This is a genomic window from Streptomyces sp. A0958, from assembly GCF_004795035.1.
Taxonomy (GTDB): domain Bacteria; phylum Actinomycetota; class Actinomycetes; order Streptomycetales; family Streptomycetaceae; genus Streptomyces.
The window spans coordinates 38,456-62,167 of the sequence record NZ_SSBK01000027.1 but is presented as its reverse complement, the minus strand read 5'-3'; the positions used below and the strand labels follow the sequence as shown (position 1 = coordinate 62,167).

At 72.9% G+C, this 23,712-nt stretch carries 20 protein-coding genes; 7 read left to right on the top strand and 13 right to left on the bottom strand.

The features are described 5' to 3' along the window. Positions 1-210 precede the first annotated feature (210 nt). Genes E6P78_RS23885 through E6P78_RS23875 form a run of 3 tightly spaced genes read right to left on the bottom strand, consistent with a single transcriptional unit; the run spans position 211 to position 4,085 of the window. The gene (locus tag E6P78_RS23885) at positions 211-2,595 is read right to left on the bottom strand and encodes a molybdopterin cofactor-binding domain-containing protein (RefSeq protein WP_136205680.1); all 2,385 of its coding nucleotides are present in this window, start codon (positions 2,593-2,595) and stop codon (positions 211-213) included. Between the two features lie 3 nt (positions 2,596-2,598). Then, positions 2,599-3,192: a (2Fe-2S)-binding protein gene (locus tag E6P78_RS23880; protein WP_136205679.1), complete on the bottom strand. Its 594-nt coding sequence runs from the start codon at positions 3,190-3,192 to the stop codon at positions 2,599-2,601. Between the two features lie 2 nt (positions 3,193-3,194). Beyond that, entirely contained in the window at positions 3,195-4,085 is an 891-nt protein-coding gene (locus tag E6P78_RS23875) for a xanthine dehydrogenase family protein subunit M (RefSeq protein WP_136205678.1), read from the bottom strand. A 256-nt stretch (positions 4,086-4,341) separates the two neighbouring features. On the opposite strand from E6P78_RS23875, the gene E6P78_RS23870 reads away from it, so the two are divergent. Together E6P78_RS23870 and E6P78_RS23865 are read left to right on the top strand one after the other, a co-directional pair. Further along, positions 4,342-6,075 carry a PucR family transcriptional regulator ligand-binding domain-containing protein gene (locus tag E6P78_RS23870; protein WP_136205677.1) on the top strand — a complete coding sequence of 578 codons (1,734 nt, stop codon included), beginning with the start codon at positions 4,342-4,344 and terminating at the stop codon, positions 6,073-6,075. 244 nt (positions 6,076-6,319) lie between these two features. After that, positions 6,320-7,105 (top strand): hypothetical protein, encoded by a 786-nt coding sequence (locus E6P78_RS23865; RefSeq protein ID WP_136205676.1) that lies wholly within the window; start codon positions 6,320-6,322, stop codon positions 7,103-7,105. Positions 7,106-7,136: 31 nt separating this feature from the next. On the opposite strand, the gene E6P78_RS23860 is transcribed toward E6P78_RS23865, so the two are convergent. Further along, positions 7,137-7,907, bottom strand: coding sequence for a GntR family transcriptional regulator (locus tag E6P78_RS23860; protein ID WP_136205675.1), 771 nt, complete (start codon positions 7,905-7,907; stop codon positions 7,137-7,139). A 145-nt stretch (positions 7,908-8,052) separates the two neighbouring features. On the opposite strand from E6P78_RS23860, the gene E6P78_RS23855 reads away from it, so the two are divergent. Beyond that, positions 8,053-8,901, top strand: a complete 849-nt coding sequence (locus tag E6P78_RS23855; RefSeq protein ID WP_136205674.1) for a (2Fe-2S)-binding protein — start codon at positions 8,053-8,055, stop codon at positions 8,899-8,901. A 192-nt stretch (positions 8,902-9,093) separates the two neighbouring features. Further along, complete coding sequence (locus E6P78_RS23850) at positions 9,094-10,173, top strand: DUF2637 domain-containing protein (protein ID WP_136205673.1); 1,080 nt, start codon at positions 9,094-9,096, stop codon at positions 10,171-10,173. 52 nt (positions 10,174-10,225) lie between these two features. On the opposite strand, the gene E6P78_RS23845 is transcribed toward E6P78_RS23850, so the two are convergent. Both E6P78_RS23845 and E6P78_RS23840 read right to left on the bottom strand, forming a co-directional pair. Continuing rightward, a complete protein-coding gene (locus E6P78_RS23845) occupies positions 10,226-10,591 on the bottom strand; it encodes an ATP-binding protein (RefSeq protein ID WP_136205712.1) in 366 nt (121 codons plus the stop codon). 156 nt (positions 10,592-10,747) lie between these two features. Next, the gene (locus E6P78_RS23840) at positions 10,748-12,808 is read right to left on the bottom strand and encodes a serine/threonine-protein kinase (protein WP_136205672.1); all 2,061 of its coding nucleotides are present in this window, start codon (positions 12,806-12,808) and stop codon (positions 10,748-10,750) included. A 221-nt stretch (positions 12,809-13,029) separates the two neighbouring features. Between E6P78_RS23840 and E6P78_RS23835 the strand changes: the two genes are divergently transcribed. From E6P78_RS23835 to E6P78_RS23825, 3 genes are all read left to right on the top strand, one after another. Then, positions 13,030-13,620 (top strand): TetR/AcrR family transcriptional regulator, encoded by a 591-nt coding sequence (locus tag E6P78_RS23835; protein WP_136205671.1) that lies wholly within the window; start codon positions 13,030-13,032, stop codon positions 13,618-13,620. Positions 13,621-13,773: 153 nt separating this feature from the next. Continuing rightward, on the top strand, positions 13,774-14,166 hold the full coding sequence (locus E6P78_RS23830; RefSeq protein ID WP_136205670.1) for a ribonuclease domain-containing protein: 393 nt from the start codon (positions 13,774-13,776) through the stop codon (positions 14,164-14,166). Positions 14,167-14,248: 82 nt separating this feature from the next. Continuing rightward, positions 14,249-14,638 carry a barstar family protein gene (locus tag E6P78_RS23825; RefSeq protein WP_136205669.1) on the top strand — a complete coding sequence of 130 codons (390 nt, stop codon included), beginning with the start codon at positions 14,249-14,251 and terminating at the stop codon, positions 14,636-14,638. 76 nt (positions 14,639-14,714) lie between these two features. Here E6P78_RS23825 and E6P78_RS23820 read toward each other — a convergent pair whose 3' ends face one another. The 7 genes from E6P78_RS23820 to E6P78_RS23790 all read right to left on the bottom strand — a co-directional run bounded on the left by E6P78_RS23820 (position 14,715) and on the right by E6P78_RS23790 (position 23,685). Beyond that, on the bottom strand, positions 14,715-17,156 hold the full coding sequence (locus E6P78_RS23820) for a M9 family metallopeptidase (protein ID WP_136205668.1): 2,442 nt from the start codon (positions 17,154-17,156) through the stop codon (positions 14,715-14,717). Positions 17,157-17,629: 473 nt separating this feature from the next. Further along, the gene (locus E6P78_RS23815) at positions 17,630-18,352 is read right to left on the bottom strand and encodes a GntR family transcriptional regulator (RefSeq protein WP_136205667.1); all 723 of its coding nucleotides are present in this window, start codon (positions 18,350-18,352) and stop codon (positions 17,630-17,632) included. Between the two features lie 69 nt (positions 18,353-18,421). After that, complete coding sequence (locus E6P78_RS23810) at positions 18,422-19,426, bottom strand: proline racemase family protein (protein WP_136205666.1); 1,005 nt, start codon at positions 19,424-19,426, stop codon at positions 18,422-18,424. Between the two features lie 36 nt (positions 19,427-19,462). Then, complete coding sequence (locus tag E6P78_RS23805; protein WP_136205665.1) at positions 19,463-20,371, bottom strand: dihydrodipicolinate synthase family protein; 909 nt, start codon at positions 20,369-20,371, stop codon at positions 19,463-19,465. Between the two features lie 149 nt (positions 20,372-20,520). After that, a complete protein-coding gene (locus E6P78_RS23800) occupies positions 20,521-21,960 on the bottom strand; it encodes an NAD(P)/FAD-dependent oxidoreductase (protein WP_136205664.1) in 1,440 nt (479 codons plus the stop codon). Then, positions 21,941-22,279, bottom strand: coding sequence for a (2Fe-2S)-binding protein (locus E6P78_RS23795; protein WP_136205663.1), 339 nt, complete (start codon positions 22,277-22,279; stop codon positions 21,941-21,943). The genes E6P78_RS23800 and E6P78_RS23795 overlap by 20 nt, the downstream gene beginning before the upstream one ends. A 143-nt stretch (positions 22,280-22,422) precedes the next feature. Further along, the gene (locus E6P78_RS23790; protein ID WP_240799353.1) at positions 22,423-23,685 is read right to left on the bottom strand and encodes an FAD-binding oxidoreductase; all 1,263 of its coding nucleotides are present in this window, start codon (positions 23,683-23,685) and stop codon (positions 22,423-22,425) included. Positions 23,686-23,712 lie beyond the last annotated feature (27 nt).

Here is a 23,712-nt window from a genome sequence, read left to right as displayed (position 1 = left end):
TTTGGGATGACTGCGCTGGCGGCACGACCCGGGGGACGGCCCGAGACGAACTGTTCATGCAGGGTGGAACGGAACGGGTACTGCTGTTCCGGTGCGGGGGGCCGGGGGCCGCGAGCGGTGCGGAACCCTGGACCTCCGGGCGGTGCGGGCCGGGAAGTGTGACGTTCACCGGAGGCTTGCACCGCCCGGAGAGCTGTGGCGGAGCCGCCGTCAGACGCCGGTGAGGTGTTCGGGCCGCACCGGTGTGCGGTTGAGCTCCAGGCCGGTCGCGTTCCGGATCGCCGCGAGGACGGCCGGGGTGGACGACAGGGTGGGGGCCTCGCCGATGCCGCGCAGCCCGTACGGGGCGTGGTCGTCGGCGAGTTCGAGCACGTCGACGGGGATGGTCGGCGTGTCGAGGATGGTGGGGAGCAGGTAGTCCGTGAAGGAGGGGTTGCGCACCTTCGCGGTCACGGGGTCGACCATGATCTCCTCCATGACGGCGATGCCCATCCCCTGTATGGTGCCGCCCTGGATCTGTCCGACGACCGACAGCGGGTTGAGCGCCTTGCCGACGTCCTGGGCGCAGGCCAGTTCGATGACCTTGACCAGTCCGAGTTCGGTGTCGACCTCGACCACGGCACGGTGTGCGGCGAAGGAGTACTGGACGTGGCCGTTGCCCTGTCCGGTGCGCAGGTCGAAGGCCTCGGTGGGGCGGTGGCGCCACTCCAGCTCGATGTCGACCGCCTCGTCCTCCAGCACGTCGGCCAGGTCGGCCAGCACCTCGCCGCCGTCGGTGACGACCTTGCCGTCCTCCAGGAGGAGTTCGGCGGTGGCCCAGGCGGGGTGGTACGTACCGAACTTGCGGCGGCCCATCTCCAGGACCTGTTCGCGCACGGCCTCGCAGGAGTTCTTGACCGCGCCGCCGGTGACGTACGTCTGGCGGGATGCGGAGGTCGATCCGGCGGAGCCGACCCGGGTGTCGGCCGGGTGGATGGTGACCTGGGCGACGCCTAGTTCGGTACGGGCGATCTGGGCGTGCACGGTGACGCCGCCCTGCCCGACCTCCGCCATGGCGGTGTGCACGGTCGCGACGGGTTCGCCGCCGATGACCTCCATGCGCACCCGGGCGGTGGAGTAGTCGTCGAAGCCCTCGGAGAAGCCGACGTTCTTCAGGCCGACCGCGTAGCCGACGCCGCGCACGACACCCTCGCCGTGGGTGGTGTTGGACAGGCCGCCGGGCAGCGCCCGTACGTCGGCGTGCTCGCCGGCGCTCTCCCACTGGCGCTCGGGCGGCATCGGCATGGCCTTCACCCGGCGCAGCAGTTCGGCGACCGGGGCGGGCGAGTCGACCTGCTGTCCGGTGGGCAGCAGGGTGCCCTGCTCCATGGCGTTGAGCTGCCGGAACTCGACCGGGTCCATGCCCAGTTCGGCGGCGAGCTTGTCCATCTGCGCCTCGTAGGCGAAGCAGGCCTGGACCGCGCCGAAGCCGCGCATCGCGCCGCACGGGGGGTTGTTGCTGTAGAGGGCCAGCGCCTCGATGTCGACGTCCTCGATGACGTACGGGCCGACGGCCAGCGAGGAGGCGTTGCCGACGACGGCCGGCGACGCGGAGGCGTAGGCGCCGCCGTCGAGCACGATGCGGCACTTCATGTGTGTGAGCTTGCCGTCGCGGGTGGCGCCGTGCTCGTAGTGGAGCCGGGCCGGATGGCGGTGGACGTGCCCGAAGAAGGACTCGAAGCGGTTGTAGACGATCTTCACGGGCTTGCCGGTGCGCAGCGCCAGCAGGCAGGCGTGGATCTGCATCGACAGGTCCTCGCGGCCGCCGAAGGCGCCGCCGACGCCGGAGAGCGTCATGCGGACCTTGTCCTCGGGCAGGCCGAGGACGGGGGCGATCTGGCGGAGGTCCGAGTGCAGCCACTGGGTGGCCACGTACAGGTCGACCCCGCCGTCCTCGGCGGGTACGGCCATGCCGGACTCGGGTCCGAGGAAGGCCTGGTCCTGCATCCCGAAGTAGTAGTCGCCGGTGACGACCACGTCGGCGCGGGCCTTCGCCGCCTCCGCGTCGCCGCGGATGATCGGCTGGCGGTGGACGATGTTGGGGTGCGGCACGTGACCGATGTGGTGGTCGTCGCGGCCCTCGTGGATGAGGGGGGCGCCGGGCGCGGTCGCGGAGGCCTCGTCGGTGACGACGGGCAGCTCGCGGTAGTCGATCCTGATCTTGGCGGCGGCGCGGCGGGCCGTCTCCGGGTGGTCGGCGGCGACGAGCGCGACGGGCTCGCCGTGGTGGCGGACCCGGCCGTTGGCGAGGACGGGGGTGTCCTGGATCTCCAGGCCGTAGTTCTTCATCGCGGCCGGCAGGTCGTCGTAGGTGAGCACCGCGTAGACGCCGGAGGTGGCCAGCGCCTCGGAGGTGTCGATCGAGACGATCTCGGCGTGCGCGACGGTGGAGCGCAGGGTGTGGCCCCAGAGCATGTCCTCGTGCCACATGTCCGAGGAGTACGCGAACTCGCCGGTGACCTTCAGGATTCCGTCGGGGCGCAGCGTGGACTCGCCGATGCCGCCCCTGGTGCGGGTGCCCTGGTTGATGTTGGTGGGGGAACCGGTAACGCCCATCGTCTAGACCGTCTCTTCCGCGCGGGCGGCCGCGAGGCGGACCGCGTCGAGGATCTTCTCGTAGCCGGTGCAGCGGCAGAGGTTGCCGGAGAGCGCCTCGCGGATGTCCGCGTCGGACGGCTGCGGGGTGCGCTCCAGGAGTTCGTCGGCCGCCACCAGCAGGCCGGGGGTGCAGAAGCCGCACTGGACGGCTCCGGCGTCGATGAACGCCTGCTGGATCGGGGAGAGCTCCCCGGTGTCGCGGGTCTCCTCGCCGGCCGGCTCGGCCTTCCAGCGCCGGGCCCTGTCGAGCGCGGTTCCGCAGGCGCCGGAGGCGCAGCCGGTGCCGGGGTGGGCGTCGGCGCGGTGGGCGGCGAAGTCGGCGAGGCCTTCGACGGTGACGACGTCGCGGCCCTCGACCTGTCCTGCGGCGACCAGGCAGGAGCAGACGGGGACGCCGTCGAGGCGGACCGTGCAGGAGCCGCACTCGCCCTGCTCGCAGGCGTTCTTGGAGCCGGGCAGCCCCATCCGCTCGCGCAGGACGTACAGGAGGGACTCGCCCTCCCAGACGTCGTCGGCCTCGTGGCGGCGGCCGTTGACCGTGAAATTGACGCGCATGATCAGGCGGCTCCTTCGGTGCTGCGGCCGTTGCCGCGGTACGACTCCCAGGCCCAGCCGAGGGTCCGGCGGGCCATGATCCCCACCGCGTGCCGGCGGTAGCTCGCGGTGCCGCGCACGTCGTCGATCGGGTTGCAGGCGCCGGCGGCGAGCGTGGCGAACTGCTGGGCGACGGACGGCGTGACGATGGTGCGGCTGTCCCAGAACCCGCCCTCCTCCAAGGCGGCGTTCAGGAACTCCTCGGCCGCTTTCGCCCGTACGGGGGTCGGGGCGGCCGATCCGATGCCGGTGCGGACCGTGCGGGTCTCGGGGTGCAGGGCCAGCCCGAAGGCGCAGACGGCGATGACCATCGCGTTGCGGGTGCCGACCTTGGAGTACTGCTGGGGCCCGTCGGCCTTCTTGATGTGCACGGCCCGGATCAGCTCGTCCGGTTCGAGGGCGTTGCGCTTGACGCCGGTGTAGAAGGCGTCGATGGGGATCAGCCGGCTGCCGCGTACGGACTCGGCCTCCACCTCGGCGCCGGCGGCGAGCAGGGCGGGATGGGCGTCGCCCGCGGGGGACGCGGTGCCCAGGTTGCCGCCGACGCCGCCCCGGTTGCGGATCTGCGGCGAGGCGACGGTGTGCGAGGCGAGCGCGAGCCCCGGCAGCTCCGCGCGCAGGTGCTCCATGATGTGGCTGTACGGGACCGAGGCGCCGAGCCGTACGCTCTCCTGGCCCACCTCCCACTCGGTGAGGTCACCGATGCGGTTCAGGTCCAGTAGGTATTCGGGCCGCCGGTGGTCGAAGTTGATCTCGACCATCACGTCGGTGCCCCCGGCGATGGGAACAGCCGTCGGGTGCTCGGCCTTGGCGGCGAGCGCCTCCTCCCAGCTTGCGGGGCGAAGGAAGTCCATGCTGGCTCTCTTCTTCTCATCGGGTTGTGCGCCGGGGCTGGGTGACGGCCGGCCCTCGAACTTGTTCATGACTTGTTCACGCGTTGTGTGGCCCAGTACACAAGCCCTGCTCCACCTGGTGCAGTCACCGAACCCATGAAGGAGTTGGCTGCTCTCCGCTCGCGTCTTGTAGATTCGAACGAATGGCGGGGATCAACAGCCTCACCGCAATACCGGGACTTCCCCCGTACCAACGAAAGAGATCGGCGGCGACGAGATGCGGCTGCGCGCACTGCTGGAGAACGACGCGCTGGGCCTGCGGCTGCTCGGCGGCGGCGACGAGCTGGACCGGTCGGTCCGCGGCGTGATGACCACCGACCTGCGCGACCCCAGCCGCTACCTCACGGGCGGCGAGCTGGTCCTGACCGGCCTGGCCTGGCGCCGCGACGCCCGGGACTCGGAGCCGTTCGTCCGCATCCTGGCGGGCGCCGGGGTGGCGGGGCTCGCGGCGGGCGAGGCGGAGCTCGGGGACATCCCGGACGACCTCGTCGAGGCGTGCCGCCGGCACCGGCTGCCGCTGTTCGCCGTCCACGAGACCGTCGCTTTCGCAACGATCACCGAGTATGTGGTCCGCCAGGTGTCCGGCGAGCGGGCCGGCGACCTGGCAGCGGTGGTGGACCGGCACCGCAGGCTCATGACCTCGGGCCCGGCGGGCGGCGGCCCGGAGGTGGTCCTCGACCTGCTCGGCTCCGACCTGGACCTGCACGCCTGGGTGCTCTCCCCCACCGGCCGGCAGATCGCGGGCGCGGGCGCCCCGCTGTCCGCGGCCGCCGGGGCCGAGCTGGCCGGGCTGCATCTGGCCGCGATCCGCTCCGGCCGCCGCGCCCCGCACCGGGCCGCGCTCGCCGGGACCGTCTATTCGCTCTTCCCGATCCGGAACAACGGCAGGGGCGCCGCACCGGCCTCCCGCGATGTGCGGGAGTCGGTGCTCTCCGACTGGCTGCTGGCCGTGGAGGCCGACGCGGGCGACTGGCCGGCCGCGCGGCTCGACCTGCTCCAGGGCGTCACCCAGCTGATCGCCGTCGAACGCGACCGGCGCGACGCGGCCCGCACGGTGCGCCGCCGGCTCGCCCAGGAGGTCCTGGAGCTGGTCCAGGCGGGCGCCGCGCCCGCCGAGATCGCCGCCCGGCTGCGCGTCGCCACCCCGGTCCTGCTCCCCGGGCTCGGCACGGCACCGCACTGGCAGGTGGTGGTGGCCCGGGTCGAGTGGGACGAGGACGGCGCACCCGGCAGCGCCGGTTCCCGGGTCGCGGGCGGCCCGGTCGCGCAGGCGCTGCTGGAGGAGATCCTGGTCGACCCGGCCGTGACGGGCCCCGACTCGGCGGACCGGATCGCCGTCGCCCACACGGGTGACGAGGCCATCGCCCTGGTGCCGCTGCCCGCCGCCCCGGACGGGCCGGCCGACGCGGAGGACGCCGAGGGAGGGCCGGAGGCGGCCGCCCTGCGGGAGGGCCCGGCTCTGCACGCCGACGCCCTGCTCGCCGCCGTCCGCGCCCCGCTCTCCGCGGGGCTCGCCGACGACGGCCGTCTGACACTGGGTGTCAGCGCCTCGGTGCACTCGGCCGAGGGGCTGCGCGGCGCCCTGGAGGAGGCCCGGCACGCCCGCCGGGTCGCGGCGGCCCGCCCGGGCCGGGTCTGCGCGGCCGGCCACCACGAGCTGGCCTCGCACGTGCTGCTGCTGCCGTTCGTCCCGGACGACGTGCGCCGGGCGTTCACCGCACGGCTCCTCGACCCGCTGCGCGAGTACGACCGGCGCCACCGCGCGGAGCTGATCCCGACCCTGGAGGCGTTCTTGGACTGCGACGGTTCGTGGACCCGCTGCGCGGCCCGGCTGCACCTCCACGTCAACACGCTGCGCTACCGGGTCGGGCGAATCGAGCAGTTGACGGGGCGTGATCTCTCGCGCCTGGAGGACAAGCTCGATTTCTTCCTCGCCCTGCGTATGAGCTGAATCTCCCGGCCCGGCGGGGTCCTCGCACCCCGCCGCCGATTGTGAAAAGTTTCACCTGACATTGCCTCGACCTCTTGGCCCGGCGTGCCATTCCGTGCTGTGATGCGGGCCATACCCAAGAGCATCCGGCCATTGGGGGGTGGGTGAAGGTGCGTGCCCAGCCCCGTGACGCCGCCCCCCGACGGCCGGACGCTCTCCACAGCTCGATGGCGCGCTCGGGGAGGGCAATGTGGCGCAACCCGCCATGTCTGGTTCCGGAACGACAGCCGATGACGATCCGCCGCTCCAGACCGCGGTATGGCGGCTGCGCTCACGCGCCTGCTGGACGGACGCCGCGGCTCTGCTCGAACACGACGCCGCCACCGACCCGGCGGCGGCGCTCCAGCGGACGGCCCTGCTGACCGAGCGGTGCCTGTACACCGGGCAGGGCTGGACCGACGCCGAGGACGCCCTGCGCACCGCCGAGGCCATGGCCCACGACGACGCCGAGCGCGGCGCGGCGGCCTGCGAACGCGGCTACCTCGCGTACGCCTCGACCCTGCTCGGAGTGCGGGACCGGGCCGACGAGGCGCGGGTGGCGCTGAGCCGGGCCGCCGCCCTGCTCTCCCCCTCCGCCCCGGGCCGGCCGCTGCTCGACTTCCGGCGGGGTCTGATCGCGCAGAACATCGCCGACTCCCCGCAGGCCGCCCGCGCCGCCTACCGCAGGGCGCACGCCGGCGCCACCGCGCAGGGCGACGCGCTGCTGCTCTCGTCCACCTGGCGCCATCTCGCGCTGATCGCCCTGCGCGAGGGCGAGCTGGCGGAGGCCAGGCACGGCTTCGCGGAGTCCCTGCGGATAAGGGAGGAGCTGGGCTACCTGGTCGGTACGGCACCGGCGCTCATCGCGCTGGCCGACGCCGAGTCCGAGCCCGAGGCGGCGACCCGGCTGCGGGCCGAGGCGGGCCGGCTCTTCCGGCTGCTGGGCGGTGTGCCGACCTGGCTGGGCCCGCATCTGGACCCGCCCCCGCCGGAGACCGTCGAGGCGAACTGAGACCGGGCGCCGGCCCGTACCCCGTACGGGGTCAGCCGTCGGCGCCCGCGAAGTGCTCCCGTACGAGCGACTGCACGACGGTCACGTCCTGGGCGATCAGCGCGTCGAGCAGCGCGGTGTGCTCGGAGGCGTCGGCCAGCAGGTCGGCGCGGCGGGTGACCGGGTTGTCCACCAGGGGCCACTGGGAGCGGCGGTGCAGGTCGTCGGCGACCATGACGAGCCTGCTGTTCCCGGCGAGGGCGAGGACCGCCCCGTGGAAGGCCCGGTCCGCCTCCGCGTAGCTCGCCCGGTCGCCGATCGCCGCCGCGGCGACGGTGGCATCGGCCAGCGGGCGCAGCGCGCACCAGCGGGCGGCCGGGACGGTGCGGGCGAGCCGCAGCATGACGGGGACCTCGATCAGGGCCCGCACCTCGGCCAGCTCGGCCAGCTCGCGCGGTCCGCGTTCGGCGACCCGGAAGCCCCGGTTCGGCACGACCTCCACGGCGCCTTCGACGGCCAGCTGCTGCATCGCCTCGCGCACGGGCGTCGCGGAGACCCCGAAGCGGGCGCCGAGCGCGGGGGCGGAGTAGACCTGCCCGGGGACCAGCTCGCCGTCGACGAGGGCGGCGCGCAGGGCGTCCAGGATCTGGCCGCGCACCGAGTGCCGGCGCACCTGGGCCCGGGGGGCGGACGGCGGTTCCTCGCAGTGGGTGTGCTCACCGCGGGCCTGCTCGGGCACCCGCAGGGACGAGGAGGCGGCGGGCACGGCTGCGGCGGTCCCGTACGGCGGCCGCACCTCCTCACGCGCTCTGCCCTGCTCCACGGGCACCTCCTCGGCCGGTCAGGGGCGCGGCTCGCGCGTCCCGCGCCCTGTGTGCACGATAGGGGCAGGAGGCCTCAGTTCAAACATCGATCCGGTCGGGTAAGGTAAGGCTTACCTGCTGACATCGTGATTCGGTGGTCCCCGCATGACCCTGCCCGCCCTGCTTCCCGCAGTGACGATTTCGGCCGTGGCCGACGCGTACGCGCGCCTGACCGAAGTCTTCCCCGGGTTGCGCGCCGACATCCTCGCCGACGGCGAAAGCGCCCCCGGCGGCCCCGGCTGGGTGGGCGCGCACGAGCTCGCGGCCGGCGGCGACGCCCTGGACACCTTCCTCTCCTTCGACGACGCCCAGGTCCAGCGGGACTACGGGCAGCGGGCCCGCCCGGACGTGATCGCCAGCTTCGGCCTGCACCGCTACGCGTGGCCGGCCTGCCTGCTGGTGACGGTGCCGTGGTTCCTGCACCGCCGGGTGCCTCGCATCCCGGTCGAGGACGTCTCGTTCCAGCGGGCGCTGGGGCACCTGACGCTGCGGGTGCGGGAGTTCGCGTGCCTGCCCGATGACCCGGCCGCGGCGCTGCCGGGAGCCCGGGTGGTGGCCGACGAGGCCGCGCTGCGCGCCGAGGTGCTGGATGCGGTGGCCGAACACCTCGGGCCGGTGCTCGACGGCTTCCGGCCGCGCATGCGGCGCGGCAAGCGGGCCCTGTGGGGCATGGCGACCGACGAGATCGTCGAGGGCCTGTGGTACATCGCCCATCTGCTGGGCGAGGAGCAGCGCGCCATGACGGAGCTGGAGGCGCTCCTGCCGGGCACCACGAAGCCGTACGTCGGCACGGCCGGCTTCCGCGAACTGACCGGTCCGAACGGGGAGTCGCTGCCCACCCGCGACCGGGCGAGCTGCTGCCTGTTCTACACGCTGCGCCCCGAGGACACCTGCGTCACCTGCCCGCGCACGTGCGACACGGAGCGGATTCGCAAGCTGACGCCCGTTCCCTGATCCACACCGCCCGGAAGGGTGGCTTAGATTCGAACATACTGCGCGGTCCACCGAGGCGTGTTCGACCAGATCGCGGATATCGGCGGGCTCCGGCACCCCATTGGCGTTCTCTTGCCCCGAAACCGCCTGGACGTGAGGGAATCTCCGCCACGATGGCGCGGAAAACGCCCTACGCGACGCAAGGGACCGCGCATGAGACTGACCGACATATCGCTTGACTGGCTGCTTCCGGGCGCCGTGCTGCTCGTGGGGGTCATGGCGGCGGTGGCGGTGGTCGCGCGCGGCAAGCGCGCCCCTGAGACATCCGCGGCCGACGACTCCTGGGAACGCAGCGAGGAGCGGCGCCGGCGCAAGGAGGCGCTGTACGCCACCGCTTCGTACGTTCTGCTGTTCTGCTGTGCGGCGGTCGCCGCCGCGCTCTCCTTCCACGGGCTCGTCGGCTTCGGCGAGCAGAACCTCGGCCTCTCGAACGGCTGGGAGTACCTGGTGCCCTTCGGCCTGGACGGGGCGGCGATGTTCTGCTCGGTCCTCGCCGTACGGGAGGCCAGCCACGGGGACGCGGCGCTCGGCTCCCGGCTGCTGGTGTGGACCTTCGCCGGTGCCGCCGCCTGGTTCAACTGGGTGCACGCACCGCGCGGCGTGGACCACGCGGGCGCCCCGCACTTCTTCGCGGGGATGTCCCTCTCGGCCGCCGTGCTCTTCGACCGGGCGCTGAAGCAGACCCGGCGGGCCGCGCTGCGCGAACAGGGCCTGGTGCCCCGGCCGCTGCCGCAGATCCGCATCGTGCGCTGGCTGCGCGCGCCCCGGGAGACCTTCGGCGCCTGGTCGCTGATGCTCCTGGAAGGCGTACGCACGCTGGACGAGGCGGTCGACGAGGTACGTGAGGACCGCCGGGAGAAGGAGCAGAACCGTCTCCGCAGGAAGGACCAGGAGAAGCTGGACCGGGCGCACATCAAGGCCCTGAACCGGCAGAACCGGGCCTGGAGCCGGGTCGGCCGGGGCGGCCCCCCGGTGGACGTGGCCGCGCTCGCGCCCGCGACGGGCTCATCGCAGTCCGTCGCGGAGCCTGCCATATCCGAGCCGGGTCAGCTGCCCCTGCGACCCCGGCCCTCCCTGCAAGCCGTGAACCACTCGAACTCGGCAAGCGTCCCGGAACTGGGCGCGAGTGAACCGGAAGCGGTCGATCTCACCGCCGAGGACGACACCCAGGCCCTGCCCCGGCTCGATACGCTGGAGCAGAAGCTGAAGGACCTGGAGCAGCAGTTCGGCTGACAGGCAGGACGGCGGTTTCGCAGAAACGGCCCTGGCGGTCCTTCCCGGACCGTCAGGGCCGTTCGCCGTCCAGTTCGAACCAGACCACCTTGCCCAGGGCGTGCGGCCTGACCCCCCAGGAGTCGGCAAGGCTCTCCACCAGGATCAGCCCCCTGCCGTGCGTACCGTCGTCGGCGGGCGGTACGTGCGACTCGGGAGGCATGCCGGTGACGAAGTCCCGCACCTCGACGCGCAGGCGCCGGGGAGCCACGCTCACGGCGACGACCGCGCCGTCGTCCGTGTGCACCAGGGCGTTGGTCACCAGCTCGCTGAGCAGCAGCTCGGCCACCTGCGCCGGCTCCTCCTTCCACCGGTAGCGCAGTAACTCCCGCACCGCTCCACGCACTTCACCCACGGCTGCCAGATCGGACCGGCACACTCTGCGGTGCATCCGGGCCACTTCGTGACGCTCCATCGTTTCCCCCGCCCACACGGTCATTCGCCCCCAGTCTCAAAGGTGCTCACGCAATGCATGCCCCGCCTACGGGCTGTCACGCTTGCGGAGCCCTGCGGACCGGAGGGAATCCGGCGCGGCTCAGGCCCGCTTGTAGTAGTAGCCGTCGCCCGCGGCCGCGCCGACGTTGTGCTGGATGCCGCTGCCGTTGAGGGTGAAGTAGGACGCGCCGAGGGTGGAGCACATGGGGTTGGCGGCTCCGACCAGCTTGGCGGCGCTGACGTTGATGCGGCTGTTGTTGTTCGCCTTGGACGTCACCTTGGCCTCGTACGAACAAGTGCTGTAGGGGAAGCCGGAGATGCGCACCGTGCCGGCCGCGGTGATGGTGATGGACTCCGGCTGGCCCACGTTGAACAACTCGCCGTACTTCCAGGTGCCCGCGAACGACGCCGGGACCGTGCTGCCGCCGCCCGATCCGCCGGAGGAGCCGCCGGAGGAGCCGCCCGATGTGCTGCTCGCACCCCCGCTGCTCGAACCCCCGCCGCCTGAGCCCCCGCTGCTCGCACCGCCCGTGGAACCGCCGGACGTGCTGCCGCCCGAACTCCCGCCGCTGGTGGTCGAGCTGCCCCCGCCGCTGCTCTTGCTCCCGCCGCTCGCACTGCTGCCACCGCCCGAGGACGAGCCGCCGGAGCCGGAGCCGCCTGCGGAGGACGTGCCCCCGCCACCGCCACCGGAGGACCCCGAACCGCCGCCCGGGCTGCCGGCGTCGCGACCGTCCTCGCCCTTCTCCCCGTCCTCGCCCTTCTCCCCGTCCTTGCCGTCCTTGCCGTCCTTGGCCTTCTTCGACTTGCCGGGGGAGGCCTGCGGGCTCTTGGCGCCGGCCGGGGACGCGCTGCCGTCCTCCGACGGCGCCGCCGACGTGGTGGACGGGCTCGTCGCCCCGACGGGCGGAGCCGCCGCGTGCGCCCCGCCCTCGTGGCTGAACGGCTGGAGCACAACCAGCGTGCCGCCACCCCCGGCCAGGACCACCACCAGGGGGACGGCGACCACCCACGGGCGGCGCCTCTCCCGCTTCGGCTTCTCCGCCGTCCGCTCGCCCTCCCCAACCGCCACGGGGGTCGCCGGCGCCACGGGGGGCTCCGGCCGGAGGTCGACCGTGGCGCGGTCGGCCTCCTGCCGCATGGGCTTCGCCTCCGCGTCGAGCAGCTGTGCCGACTGGCGTGCCAGGTGGCTCACCACGGCGGCCGGCAGCCACGTGGAGGCCACGGGGCCGGCCTCGCGCTCCGGCTCGGCCAGGAGCTCGTCCACTGAGGGCCGGTCGTCCACCCGCTTGGCCAGCAGGCGCTCGATCAGGGCGCGCAGGCCCTGGTCGCGGACCCGGCCGAGTTCGGGTGCGGCCTCGACGATGTTGTACATCACCGCGTGCTGGTTGCTCACCCCGTGGCCGAACGGGAGCGTGCCGGTCGCCGCGTACGTCAGCACGCAGCCGAGGGTGAACACGTCGCTCTTCGGGCCCGCGCTCTCCCCGCGGATCTGCTCCGGGGCCATGAAGCCGGGCGAGCCGATCATCATGCCGGTGCTGGTGAGCAGGGACTCGACGGAGGTCCCGACGGCGCGGGCGATGCCGAAGTCGATGACCTTGGGGCCCTCGATCGTGAGCATCACGTTGGAGGGCTTGAGGTCGCGGTGGACGATGCCCGCCTCGTGGATGTCCTTCAGCGCGCGCAGGAGCCCGGTGGCCAGGGCCAGCACGGAGGCGACGGGCAGCGCGCCATGGCCCCGGACGACCTGCTCCAGGGAGAGGCCGGGCACGTACCCCGTGGCCACCCAGGGGAACTCGGCGTCCGGCGCCGAGTCCAGGACCGGCGCGGTGTAGCGCTCGCCGACGCGCCCGGCCGCTTCGACCTCGCGGCCGACCGGCGCGGTGTAGCGCTCGCCGACGCGCCCGGCCGCTTCGACCTCGCGGCGGAAGCGGGCCCTGAACTGCGGGTCCGCGACGTGCTCCGCGTGCACCACCTTGACCGCCACCGTACGGCCGCCGTCGGAGCGGGCGAGGTAGACCCGGCCCATGCCGCCCGCGCCGAGCCTGCCGAGCAGCAGGTAGGGCCCGGTGCGCGCAGGGTCCGTCGACGTCAGCGGCTTGATGCCGCCGTCGAGGTAGTCCTCGTCGTCCACGTGGTCGTCGTTGTTCACGCCGGTCATGTTCGAGCGCTCCCCGTATGTCCCGAACAGCGGTCCCCCGGGACCGCCTCCGTCAGCTGAAATCCCCATGTACGGCCGCGACTTGACGCGCCGATCGTTCAGTGTGAAGCAGAACGGGCGCCAATTGGAACAACTTCCGGAAAAAATTCCAGAACTTTCTTCTACCCTGTCCCCGGCGGCACCATGAGGAGCCACCACTTCCGAAAGCTGGGGCGGCGTCGATGAGTCCGAAGCAACAACGCGGTGAGGCCACGGCCGCCCAGGTACTCGAACACGCCCTGGAGCTGTACGCGTCCCGGGGCGAGGACGGCCTCACACTGGGCGCGATCACCTCGGCCAGCGGGGTGAGCGCGGGAAGCATCTACCACCACTTCGGCAGCCTTCAGGGCGTCGCGCTCGCTCTCGCCCAGTCCTGGCTCGGCCGCCTCCTCGAAGAGCTGGCCGGCGCCCTGGAGAAGGTGGAGGACGCGCGCGGCGGCGTCCACGCGGTGACCCGGGCCTACCTCCGCTTCGTACAGGAGCACCCGGACGCGGCCCGGCTCATGCACTCGGTCACCGCCGACCGCGAGATCACCGAGCACGCCCGGCAGATCCGCGGCGCCCAGGAGGCCCGGCTCGCCCCGCTCGCGGCCTGGCTCCACGCCCACCAGCAGTCGGGCGAGCTCGTCGCGCTCCCGCTGCCCGTCCTGGAGTCGCTGATCCTGGGCCCGGTGACCGGCATCGCGCGCCGCTGGCTCTCCGTCGGGGACATCGACATCGAGGAGGCCGCCCGCACGGTCCCGTACCACATCTGGCGTTCCGTCAGCCCCTGAGTCTTACCCCGGACTGTCGTTCGAGCGCCGCACCTCCGTGGCACCGCACCGCCCCCGGGAGAGGGATGTGTTCCGTCTCCTCGGTCAACTATCGAAAATTTCACCCCAGTTGGCGTTGACGCGGCGGTGTCTACGCGCGTCATCATGATGAGTATGCGAATCCCCCCACGGATCACCACGCTCGGCGGCACGGCCGCCCTCCTGTCCGCTCTCTTCGTCGGCGGCCCCCTCACGGCGACCGCCACCGCCTCGGCCACCTCGGTCGGCAGCGTCTGCTATTCGGCCCTGCCCTCCCAGGCCCACGACACCCTCGACCTCATCGACGCCGGCGGGCCGTTCCCGTACGACCAGGACGGCACCGTCTTCCAGAACCGCGAGGGCGTGCTGCCCTCGCAGGGCACCGGCTACTACCACGAGTACACCGTGGTCACCCCCGGCTCCTCGACACGCGGCGCGCGGCGCATCGTCACGGGTGAGGAGAGCCAGGAGGACTACTACACCGCCGACCACTACGAGACGTTCGACCTGGTCGACCACGACTGCTGACCCCTTCCCCCGGTCCGGTCCGCGCCGCAGTCCCCCACCTGCGGCGCGGACCACCGGACCGCCCGGCTTGTACGCTCGCCCCATGACCGTGACCTATGTGATCGAGGGTTCCCGGGTCACCGGCCCGGAGAGCTTCTGGACCGTGATCGGTGAGGCGCTGAACGGGCCGGGCGGCTACTTCGGCCGGAATCTCGACGCCTTCGCGGACTGCCTGAGCGGCGGTATGGGCACGCCGGACGACAACGACTACGTCATCGAGTGGCGCGACCACGCCCTGTCGGCCCGTGCGCTGGGGCACGAGGAGACCGCCCGGTACCTGGACCGGCTGGCCGGCCGCGCCGATGAGAGCAACCGGAGCCGCCTGCGCGAGGAATCCGCGCAGGCGGCTCTGGGGCTCGGTCCGACCCTCTTCGACCGGCTGGTGGAGATCATCCGGGACCGGACGCGGCCGGGCACACTGCATCTGCTCTGAGCACACTGCATCTGCTCTGAGCACACTGCGTCTGCTCTGAGACGTGCCCGCCGCGGGGCCGTGCCGTCCTGCCGGGTCAGTACCGCGTGGCTACCCTCACTCGGCCGAAGTCCTGCACGGCGTACAGGCTGATGTAGTGGGCGCCTGCCGCCGGGTGGTCGACCGTGAGCGTGTGCGCGTTGCCGCTGCCGGTGGCCCGGGCGGTGTACGAGCCGGTGGTCGCCCAGCCGTTGGCGCTGTAGTAGAGGTCGGCGTCGCCCGTGCCGCCGCTGGTGGTGATCGTCAACCGGTCGGTGCCGGCGGGTATGTAGACGTAGAGGTAGGCGTAGTTGCCCCGGGTGGCCTGCTGGCCGTCCCGGGCGCAGTCCTGGCCGAGCTCGCGGACGTCGGCGCCGGTGCACTGGGTGGCGGGGTCGGTGGGGTCGGTGGGCGGGTTGGTGATGGAGCCGCAGTTGCCTGCCGCGCACGCCGTCAGCCAGGTGTTCCAGTCGGAGTCGTAGCGGCTGCCGATGGTGGAGGTGAGCAGGGTGCGGGCGCCGCTCCAGTCACCGGCGCGGTAGAGGCCCAGGAGCTTGTCCACGTCGGCGCGGTGCGACTGGAGCATGTAACGGACGGCCAGATAGCCCCAGTTGTAGATACGGGTCTGGTCGGCGTTCTCGTAGGTGGTGTCGAACAGCGTGCGCAGGGTGTAGGTGTGCGCGGCGGCCTGGGTGACGGCGTCGTCGTAGGTGACACCGCGGTAGGAGTAGGAGACGTACTCCGCGAAGCCCTCGATCCACCAGATGGTCGGGATGGTGACACCGGCGTCGAAGTCGCCCGCCATGTCGAACCGGCCGTCGAGGTAGTGCGTGTACTCGTGGTTGAGGTTCCATATCTGGAAGTCGGGCCGGACCCACTCGGCCTCGTAGGCGATGAACCGCGGCTGGTTGCCGGCCGCCGCCGGGTCGCCCTCCAGGTACATGCCGCCGTTGTTGGTGTCGATGCCGTAGATGGCTCCGGCGTAGGTCTGGTAGTCGGTGCTGGAGTCGAAGACGACCACCTCGATGGTGGTGTTGTGGTCGTTGGCGACGGGCCCGTTGTCCTTGGCCACCTGGTGGAAGTAGGCGTCCTGGCCGCGCAGGCTGGTGCATGCCTTCGTCAGGTCGGCCGACGACATCTGCTGGGCGAGGATGCGGATACTGTCACTGCACGTGTACGAGACCGGCAGGACGGCGCTCTTGAGGCGTGCGGCCAGGTCGCAGGTGCCGTACGCGGAGCAGTTGGCGCCGTCGTAGTAGTCGGTCATCTCCGCGAGACCGACCCACAGCGGCGCGGTGCGCCCCGTCAGGGAGCTGCGGCCGAGGAGGTCGGTGACCAGCGGCCGTGCCTTGGGCCGCAGCTTGTCCTCCTGGAGGAAGCGCGCGAGTTCGCGGCCGGCGTTGGAGGTCAGGTACGACTGGTCCGTGCCCAGCAGGTCGAGGTGGTCGCGGGCGAAGCCGGCGAGCGCGTCGAGCAGGCTCGGATCGGCCTCGACGGCGCTGACGAACGCGGGCAGCTGGTGGCCCCGGAAGGTCACGGTGTAGACGTTGTTGACCGCGTTGAGCATGTACCAGGAGCTGTTGTACGAGGAGTTGTAGCCGGCCAGCAGCCGCTTCACGACGGACAGGTAGCGGGCGTTCTGCTCGGCGCTGTCGATGAGGGTGACGGCCTCGGCCAGGGTCTCGCCGTTGGCGTCGGTGACGTCACGGGAGTGCGCCGAGGCGAAGAAGGCGTCCAGGCCGCCCTGGATGGCGGTGCGCAGCGGCGCCCCGTAGCTGCCGACGGTGCCGGGGTCGTAGTACTGCACGTAGTAGCCGGCCCGCAGGAAGAGCACCAGCTGCGGCATGCCGGTGCTGCTGTCGCCGGGGTAGGCGGCCGATCCGTCGCGCAGGGCGTTGGCGACGCTGACCATCTGCGCCTCGCGGAAGGCGAGGTAGCCGTCGTTGCCCTTGACGGCGAACAGGGTGTTGACGCAGTCGGTGGTCGACGACTTGATCTGCTGGACGAGGGCGCTGCCGGTACGGCTGGTGAAGTCGGCGACGGAGCAGGCGGCGGCCGCGGAGGCTGTGGCGGAGGTGGCTGATGCGTCACCCTTCGCCGACTTCGCCGACTTCGCCGACTTCGCCGTGGCGCGGGCCTTCGCCTTCATCGAGGGGGCGGGGTGGCTCGGTGCGGCGGCGTGCGGGTCGTCGTAGTCGCGTTTCAGCGCGTCCTTGGAGGCGCTGAGCGGGGCCCGGTCGGCGGGGCTCAGGGCATTGTCGCCCAGGTGGGCGGCGTCCTGGACGGGCGCGGTGAGGGCCTGAGCGGCGGGACCGCCGGGCTCGGGGGTTTCCGCGCCGGCCGCCCGGTGCGCGAAGGCGGTCGCGCTCGCGGCAGCCGGGGCGGAGGGCCGGGGCTCGGCGGCGCGGCCCGGTGCGGCGAGCATGCCGACGCCCAGGCAGGCCGCCAGGGCCGCGGTGGTTAGTCCGGTGAATCTCTGTCGGACCGTACGGTTCTTCACGTGCCGCCTCCCAGCGGTGTGGTGGCCGCGCGACGCTGCGCGGCCGTGGGGGATGGTGCGCGGTGAGGCCGGACGGGGATGACCGGACGGGGATGACCGGAACGGTCTGGCATGGACACGACCTCAGATGCGACCGTCTGTACAATGGCACATGTCACATGTTCTTAGGAAGGCGCTGGGCGCACATTCATCCGAGCGCCAACTCCCGTTGCTTTCGCCCTGCTTGCTTCTCGCCTGTTCGAGCAGGGTTGACGCGCCGACGCACGGCTCACGGGCCCGCGTCCGAGTGGACGCGGGCCCGTGAGCGGAAAGCCGTGAGTCGCAGGCAGTGAGCAGTGAGGCGTAAGCAGTGAGTCGTAAGCCGAGGCCGCAGGGCCTAAGGCCCGGGCTGCCGGAGCTGACTCAGGCCGCCGGGGTCGCTCAGGCCCCCGGGGTCACGCGGGCCGCCAGGGTCGTCTCGGGCGGGGACTGCTCTATGCCTGGCCGGCCGGGGACGTCGCCGGTTCGACCTGGAGCCGGCCGGGTGCGCCCTCGCCGCCGCCGGCCCACAGGGAGCGGACATGTGACATATGAGCGAGCATGCACGCCTCGGCGCCCTCGACATCGCCGGCGACCACCAGGTCGAGCAGCTGTACGTGCTCCTCGGCCGACGCGGTCAACTGCCCGGACTTGGCGAGGCGGTTCAGCCCGAAGAGGCGGGAGCGCTTGCGCAGTTCACCGACCTGCTCGACCAGCCGGCGGTTGCCGGCCAGCCCCAGCAGGGCGAGGTGGAAGCGCCGATCGGCCTCCAGGTAGCCCAGGATGTCGTGCCGGCGCGCCGCCTCGACGATCTCCAGCGCGACGGGCCGCAACGCCTCCAGCTCGCGTGTCAGGCCCATCCGCGCGATCCGGCCGACGGTGGGGACCTCGATCATCGCGCGCAACTCGGTGAAGTCGTCGAGGTCCTGCTCGGTCAGCTCGGTGATGCGGAAGCCCTTGTTGCGGACGGCCTCGACCAGGCCCTCACGGGCCAGGTCGAGCATCGCCTCACGGACGGGGGTCGCGGAGACACCGAACTCGGCGGCGAGCGCGGGCGCCGAGTAGACCGTGCCGGGCTGCAGTTCGCCCGAGATGAGCGCCGCCCGCAGCGCGTGCGCCACCTGGTCGCGCAGGTGCTCCTGCGCCGAGATCACGTTGAGCGACGTCAGGCGGGCCATGTCTGTTCCTCCAGCACCGTGCGGAGCCCCAGACTACAATGTCACGTTGCCCGTGACCGGGGTGCGGGTTCACAGCAGGAAGCCCTCCTGGAACGGATCGGCGGGGTCGAGGAAGTACTGCGCGGTCCCGGTGATCCAGGCGCGGCCCGTGACCGTCGGGACGACCGCCGGCAGCGTACCCACCGTGGTCTCGCCGACCAGCCGGCCGGTGAACCGCGTCCCGATGAAGGACTCGTTGACGAAGTCGCGGTCCAGGGGGAGTTCGCCCCGGGCGTGCAGCTGGGCCATGCGCGCGGAGGTGCCGGTGCCGCACGGCGAGCGGTCGAACCAGCCGGGATGGATGGCCATGGCGTGCCGCGAGTGGAGGGCGTCGGAGCCGGGCGCGATCAGCTGGACGTGCTTGAGCCCGTGGATGGCCGGGTCCAGCGGGTGGACCGGCCGGTCGTCGGACGCGTTGACCTCCTCCATCAACGCGAGTCCCGCAGCCAGCAGTTCGTTCTTCCGCGACCGGTCGAACGGCAGGCCCAGGTCCTCCAGGCGCACCATCGCGTAGAAGTTGCCGCCGTAGGCGAGGTCGTACGGCACGGTGCCGTGTCCCGGGATCTTCGCGGTGAGCCCGAGGCCGGCGCTGAAGGCCGGGACATTGGTGAGGGTGACGGAGGTGGCGGCGCCGGCCTCGACGCGGACATCGACGGTGACGAGTCCGGCGGGGGTGTCGAGCCGTACGGTGGTGACCGGTTCGGTGACCGTGACCATGCCGGTCTCCACCAGCACGGTGGCCACCCCCATGGTGCCGTGCCCGCACATCGGCAGGCAGCCGGAGACCTCCATGAACAGCACCCCGAAGTCGGCGTCGGGGTGGGTCGGCGGCTGAAGAATGGCACCGCTCATCGCGGCGTGGCCGCGCGGCTCGTACATCAGCAGGGTGCGCACGGCGTCCCGGTGCGCCATGAAGTGGGTCCGGCGCTCGGCCATGGTGGCGCCGGGGAGCGTACCGATCCCGCCGGTGACGACGCGGGTGGGCATGCCCTCGGTGTGCGAGTCGACGGCGTGGAAGATGTGGCGGCTGCGCAAGGGGTCCTCCTACGGCTTCGGTGGGACCTGCGGGTCTCAGTCCAGGCCCTCGGCGAGCGCCTTCTCGGTGGCGGCGCGTACGGCGGCCAGGGCGTCGGCGTCGAGCGGCAGGCGCGGCGGCCGGGTGGGGCCGCCGTGCCTCCCGACGATGTCCATGGAGGCCTTGATGGCCTGGACGAACTCCGGCTTGGAGTCCCAGCGCAGCAACGGGTGCAGCCGCCGGTACAGCGGCAGGGCGGCCTCCAGGTCCCCGGACACCGCCGCCCGGTACAGGGTGACGCAGCCGGTCGGAAGCACGTTGGGGCAGCCGGCGATCCAGCCCACGGCTCCGGCCAGGGCGAGTTCCAGCAGGACGTCGTCGGCACCGACGAGCAGGTCGAGGCCGGGCGCCTCCTCCGCGATCTCGTACGCCCGGCGGACGTCACCGCTGAACTCCTTGACGGCCACGATCGAACCGTCCGCGTGGAGTTGGCCGAGCAGCCGGGGTGCCAGGTCCACCTTGGTGTCGTACGGGTTGTTGTACGCAACGACCGGCAGGCCCGCCCCGGCGACCTCGGCGTAGTGGGTGCGGACGGCCGCGTCCTCGCAGGGGTAGCCGTTGGGCGGCAGCAGCAGGACGGAGCCGGCCCCGGCGTCGGCGGCCTCCTCGGCACGGCGCCGCGACTGGGCGCTGTCGTACGAGGAGACCCCGGGCATCACCCTGGTCCCGTCCCCGGCCGCTTCGACGGCGACGCGCACCACGTCCCGGCGTTCGCGGTCGCTGAGGGTCTGGTACTCCCCCAGCGATCCGTTGGGCACCACGCCGTCGCAGCCGGCGGCGATCAGGTCGCGTACGTGGGCGGCGTACGCGTCGAAGTCGATGGACCGGTCCTCGCGCAGGGTGAGCGGGGTGGCGACCATGACGCCCCGCCAGGGGGCCCCGTTGCCGGTGCAGTCGGTCGTCATGAGGGCTCCTTGGGAGATGGGGTGCGAGTGCGGGGGCGGGTACGAGTTCGGGTGCGGGTGCGGGTACGGGTGCGGGTACGGGTACGAGTTCGTGCTCGGGTGCGAGTTCGGGTTCGGGTGCGAGTACGAGTTCGGGTTCGGGTGCGCGCTCACGCGTCCTCGGGGCGGGCGGCCCGGGCGAGTGTGGAGAGGGTCACGGGGCAGGCGAGCGGGCGCCGGTCGGGGGCGGCGCCGTCCGTGGCCCCGCCGACGAGTTCCCGGACGGTGAAGCCGCATGTGCGGCCCTGGCACCAGCCCATACCGGCGCGGGTGAGGAGCTTGGCGGTACGGCCGTCGGCGGCGCCGAGCTCGTCCACGGCGGTGCGGACGGCGTCGGCGGTGACCTCCTCGCACCGGCAGACCTCGGTGTCCGGCGCGAGCCACGCGGTCCACCCCGGTCCCGGCCGGTGCACCGCGCCCATCAGCCCGGCGAACCGGCGCATCCGGCGCCGGCTGCGGCGCAGCGCGGCCACGCGGGCGGTGCCCCGGCCGGGGCGGCCGTCCCGGGCGTCCGCGATCACCGAGAGGGCGGCCAGCTCGCCTTCGGCCAGCGCGAGTTGCACGCCGCCGATGCCGCCGGTCTCGCCGGCGGCCCAGACGCCGGGCACGGTGGTGCGCAGCTCCTCGTCCAGTTCCAGCGCGGCCGAGCCGTCGGTGCCGGACCAGGTGGCGCAGCCCAGGCCGAGGGCCAGGTCCAGTTGCGGGACGAGGCCGTGCCCGACGGCGAGGGCGTCGCAGTCGATGCGCCGCCCGGTCCCCGGCACCGGGCGCCACTCGCGGTCGAGCCGGCTGACCGTGACACCTTCCACGCGCTCGGTGCCGTGGACGGCGGTGACGGCCCGGCGCGTGAACATCCGCACCCCGTGCCGGGCGAGGCCCGCGCGGTGGCGTACGCCCTCCGCGAGCCGGTCCGGGTTCGCGGCCAGGACCAGGGGCGCGCGGGCGTACGCCCCGTACCCGGCGGCCTCCACCAGGGCGGGCACCCGGGCCCCGGCCCGGGCCAGGGAGAGGGCGACGGCCTGGAGCAGCGGTCCGCTTCCGGCGACGACGACGCGCCGGCCCGGCAGCACCAGACCGGACTTGAGCATGGCCTGCGCACCGGCCGCGCCCACCACGCCGGGGAGAGTCCAGCCGGGGAAGGGCAGTTGGCGTTCGTGGGCGCCGGTCGCGACGACGAGGCGGCGGGCGCGCACGGTCACACCGTCGCGGCCGTCTCGTCCGGTGACCGCGTGCAGGGTCCAGTCCTCGCCGGTCCGCCGCACCGCCCACACCTGGTGACCTGTGACATGGCACAGACGCCCCGACTCGCGGTGCCGCGCCAGACGCTCGGTGAGAGCGGTGAAGGCCGCCCAGCCGTGGTGCAGGGCCTCCGGCCGGGTGGCACCGAGGCCGGGGGCGGGTGCGCGGTAGAACTGACCGCCGGGGGCGTCGGCCGCATCGATCAGGACCACGTCGAGGCCACCGTCGGCGGCCGTCACGGCAGCCGCGAGCCCGGCCGGGCCGGCGCCCACCACCGCGAGCCCGGCGCGTTCAGGGGCGGAGAGCGGCATGTCCGGTCCCTTCCTGGGTGGTGACGGCGTCGCCGGGGCGCGCGGGCAACAGACAGGCACGCAGGCCGGGTTCCCCGTTGACGGTGACCAGGCAGTCGAAGCAGGTGCCGATGCCGCAGAAGACGCCCCTGGGACGGCCGTTGACCCGGGTGGTGCGCCAGCTGAGGACGGACGCGGCCCACAGCACGGCCGCGATGCTCTGGCCGGGCAGGGCGCGGACCGGCCGGCCGTCGAAGGTGATCTCGAACCCGGGCCCGGGCTCGGCACCGGCCAGACCGGCCGGGGTCCGTGCGGAATGGCGTCGGCGTGCTCGTCTCACCGGGGCTCCTGTCTCGTCGGTCGCGCGGTACGGGGAGGGGGGGTACGGGGAAGGCGGGTGGTACGGGAAAGGCGGGTGGTACGGGAGAGGCGAGGTGGTATGGGAGAGGCAGGCGATACGGGAAGGGCAGGCCGGTCGCCATGTCACATGCCGGGCGGCTCACCCCGAGGCCCGGAACCGGGACCACGGCCGGGATCAGGGCCAGGACCGGGACCAGGACCACGGCCAGGACCAGGACCACGGCCTGGCCCCGGCCCTTCTCCGAACCGGTCCGGGCTGAACGGCGCCGGGTCGAGGGGCGGTTCCTCGCCCCGGATCGCCGCCGTGACCAGGACCGCCGTCGCGGGGGCGAGTCCGATGCCCGCGCCCTCGTGGCCGCAGGCGTGGAAGAGACCGGGGACGCGGCGGTCGGGGCCGATCGCGGGGAGGTGGTCGGGAAGGTACGGGCGGAAGCCGTGGTAGGCGCGCAGCACCCGGGTGTCACCGAGGACCGGGAAGAGCGCGGCCGCCGCAGCGGCCAGCCTGCTGATCACCGGCACGGACAGGGTGCGGTCGAAGCCCACCCGTTCCCGGCTGGCACCGATCAGGACGGGCCCGGACGGGGTGCCCTCCACGACCGGTGACGTCTGGAGAGCGGCCGAGACGCTCGACACGTCGGCCACGTACTCTGCCGCGTACACCTTGTGCCGGATCAGGGGCGGCAGGGGCTCGGTCACGAGGACGAAGCCGCGCCGGGGCAGGACCGGGAGTTCCGCCCCGGCCAGTGCGGCGAACTCCCCGCCCCGTACACCGGTCGCGTTGACCACGGCGGGCGCGAGCAGGTCCCCCGCCCCGGTGCGTACGCCGCGCACCGCGCCCGTCGGGCCGGTGAGCACGGCGGTGACCGGTGCGCCGAGGTGCAGGCTCGCCCCGGCGTCACGGGCGGCGCGGATCAAATGGGCGGCGGCCAGGGCGGGTTGCACCTGGGCATCCTGCGGGTAGAGGACGCCGCCGGCCAGTGCGGACGCCAGGTGCGGTTCGAGCTCGGGCAGTTCGTGCGGGGCGACGGCCGTGGTGCGTACCCCCGCACGGGCCTGGCCGGCGGCGGTCGCGGTCAAGGTGGCGAGGGACACCTCGTCCGACGCGACGACCAGCCCGCCCTTCTGCTCGAACTCCACCGCTTTCGGCAGGACTTCGGACAGCTCGCGCCAGAGCGAGACGGAGAGCAGTGCGAGGGAGAGTTCCGGACCCGGCGGCTTGTCGGAGACCAGGAGGTTCCCCTCCCCCGCCCCCGTGGTGCCGCCGGCGACAGGTCCGCTGTCCACCACCGCGACCGAGAGTCCGGACCGGGTGGCGTAGTACGCGCAGGCGGCGCCGACCACACCGGCTCCGACGACGACAACGTCCAAGGGCTGTCTCGTGAACACGCCAGTAATATGTCACATGGCGCCGAG

Excerpts from the sequence above, each read along its gene's own strand:
- E6P78_RS23885 (WP_136205680.1), bottom strand. The coding sequence starts at position 2,595 with ATGGGCGTTACCGGTTCCCCCACCAACATCAACCAGGGCACCCGCACC.
- E6P78_RS23880 (WP_136205679.1), bottom strand. The coding sequence starts at position 3,192 with ATGCGCGTCAATTTCACGGTCAACGGCCGCCGCCACGAGGCCGACGAC.
- E6P78_RS23875 (WP_136205678.1), bottom strand. The coding sequence starts at position 4,085 with ATGGACTTCCTTCGCCCCGCAAGCTGGGAGGAGGCGCTCGCCGCCAAG.
- E6P78_RS23870 (WP_136205677.1), top strand. The coding sequence starts at position 4,342 with ATGCGGCTGCGCGCACTGCTGGAGAACGACGCGCTGGGCCTGCGGCTG.
- E6P78_RS23865 (WP_136205676.1), top strand. The coding sequence starts at position 6,320 with ATGTCTGGTTCCGGAACGACAGCCGATGACGATCCGCCGCTCCAGACC.
- E6P78_RS23855 (WP_136205674.1), top strand. The coding sequence starts at position 8,053 with ATGACCCTGCCCGCCCTGCTTCCCGCAGTGACGATTTCGGCCGTGGCC.
- E6P78_RS23850 (WP_136205673.1), top strand. The coding sequence starts at position 9,094 with ATGAGACTGACCGACATATCGCTTGACTGGCTGCTTCCGGGCGCCGTG.
- E6P78_RS23840 (WP_136205672.1), bottom strand. The coding sequence starts at position 12,808 with ATGACCGGCGTGAACAACGACGACCACGTGGACGACGAGGACTACCTC.
- E6P78_RS23835 (WP_136205671.1), top strand. The coding sequence starts at position 13,030 with ATGAGTCCGAAGCAACAACGCGGTGAGGCCACGGCCGCCCAGGTACTC.
- E6P78_RS23830 (WP_136205670.1), top strand. The coding sequence starts at position 13,774 with ATGCGAATCCCCCCACGGATCACCACGCTCGGCGGCACGGCCGCCCTC.
- E6P78_RS23825 (WP_136205669.1), top strand. The coding sequence starts at position 14,249 with ATGACCGTGACCTATGTGATCGAGGGTTCCCGGGTCACCGGCCCGGAG.
- E6P78_RS23815 (WP_136205667.1), bottom strand. The coding sequence starts at position 18,352 with ATGGCCCGCCTGACGTCGCTCAACGTGATCTCGGCGCAGGAGCACCTG.
- E6P78_RS23805 (WP_136205665.1), bottom strand. The coding sequence starts at position 20,371 with ATGACGACCGACTGCACCGGCAACGGGGCCCCCTGGCGGGGCGTCATG.
- E6P78_RS23800 (WP_136205664.1), bottom strand. The coding sequence starts at position 21,960 with ATGCCGCTCTCCGCCCCTGAACGCGCCGGGCTCGCGGTGGTGGGCGCC.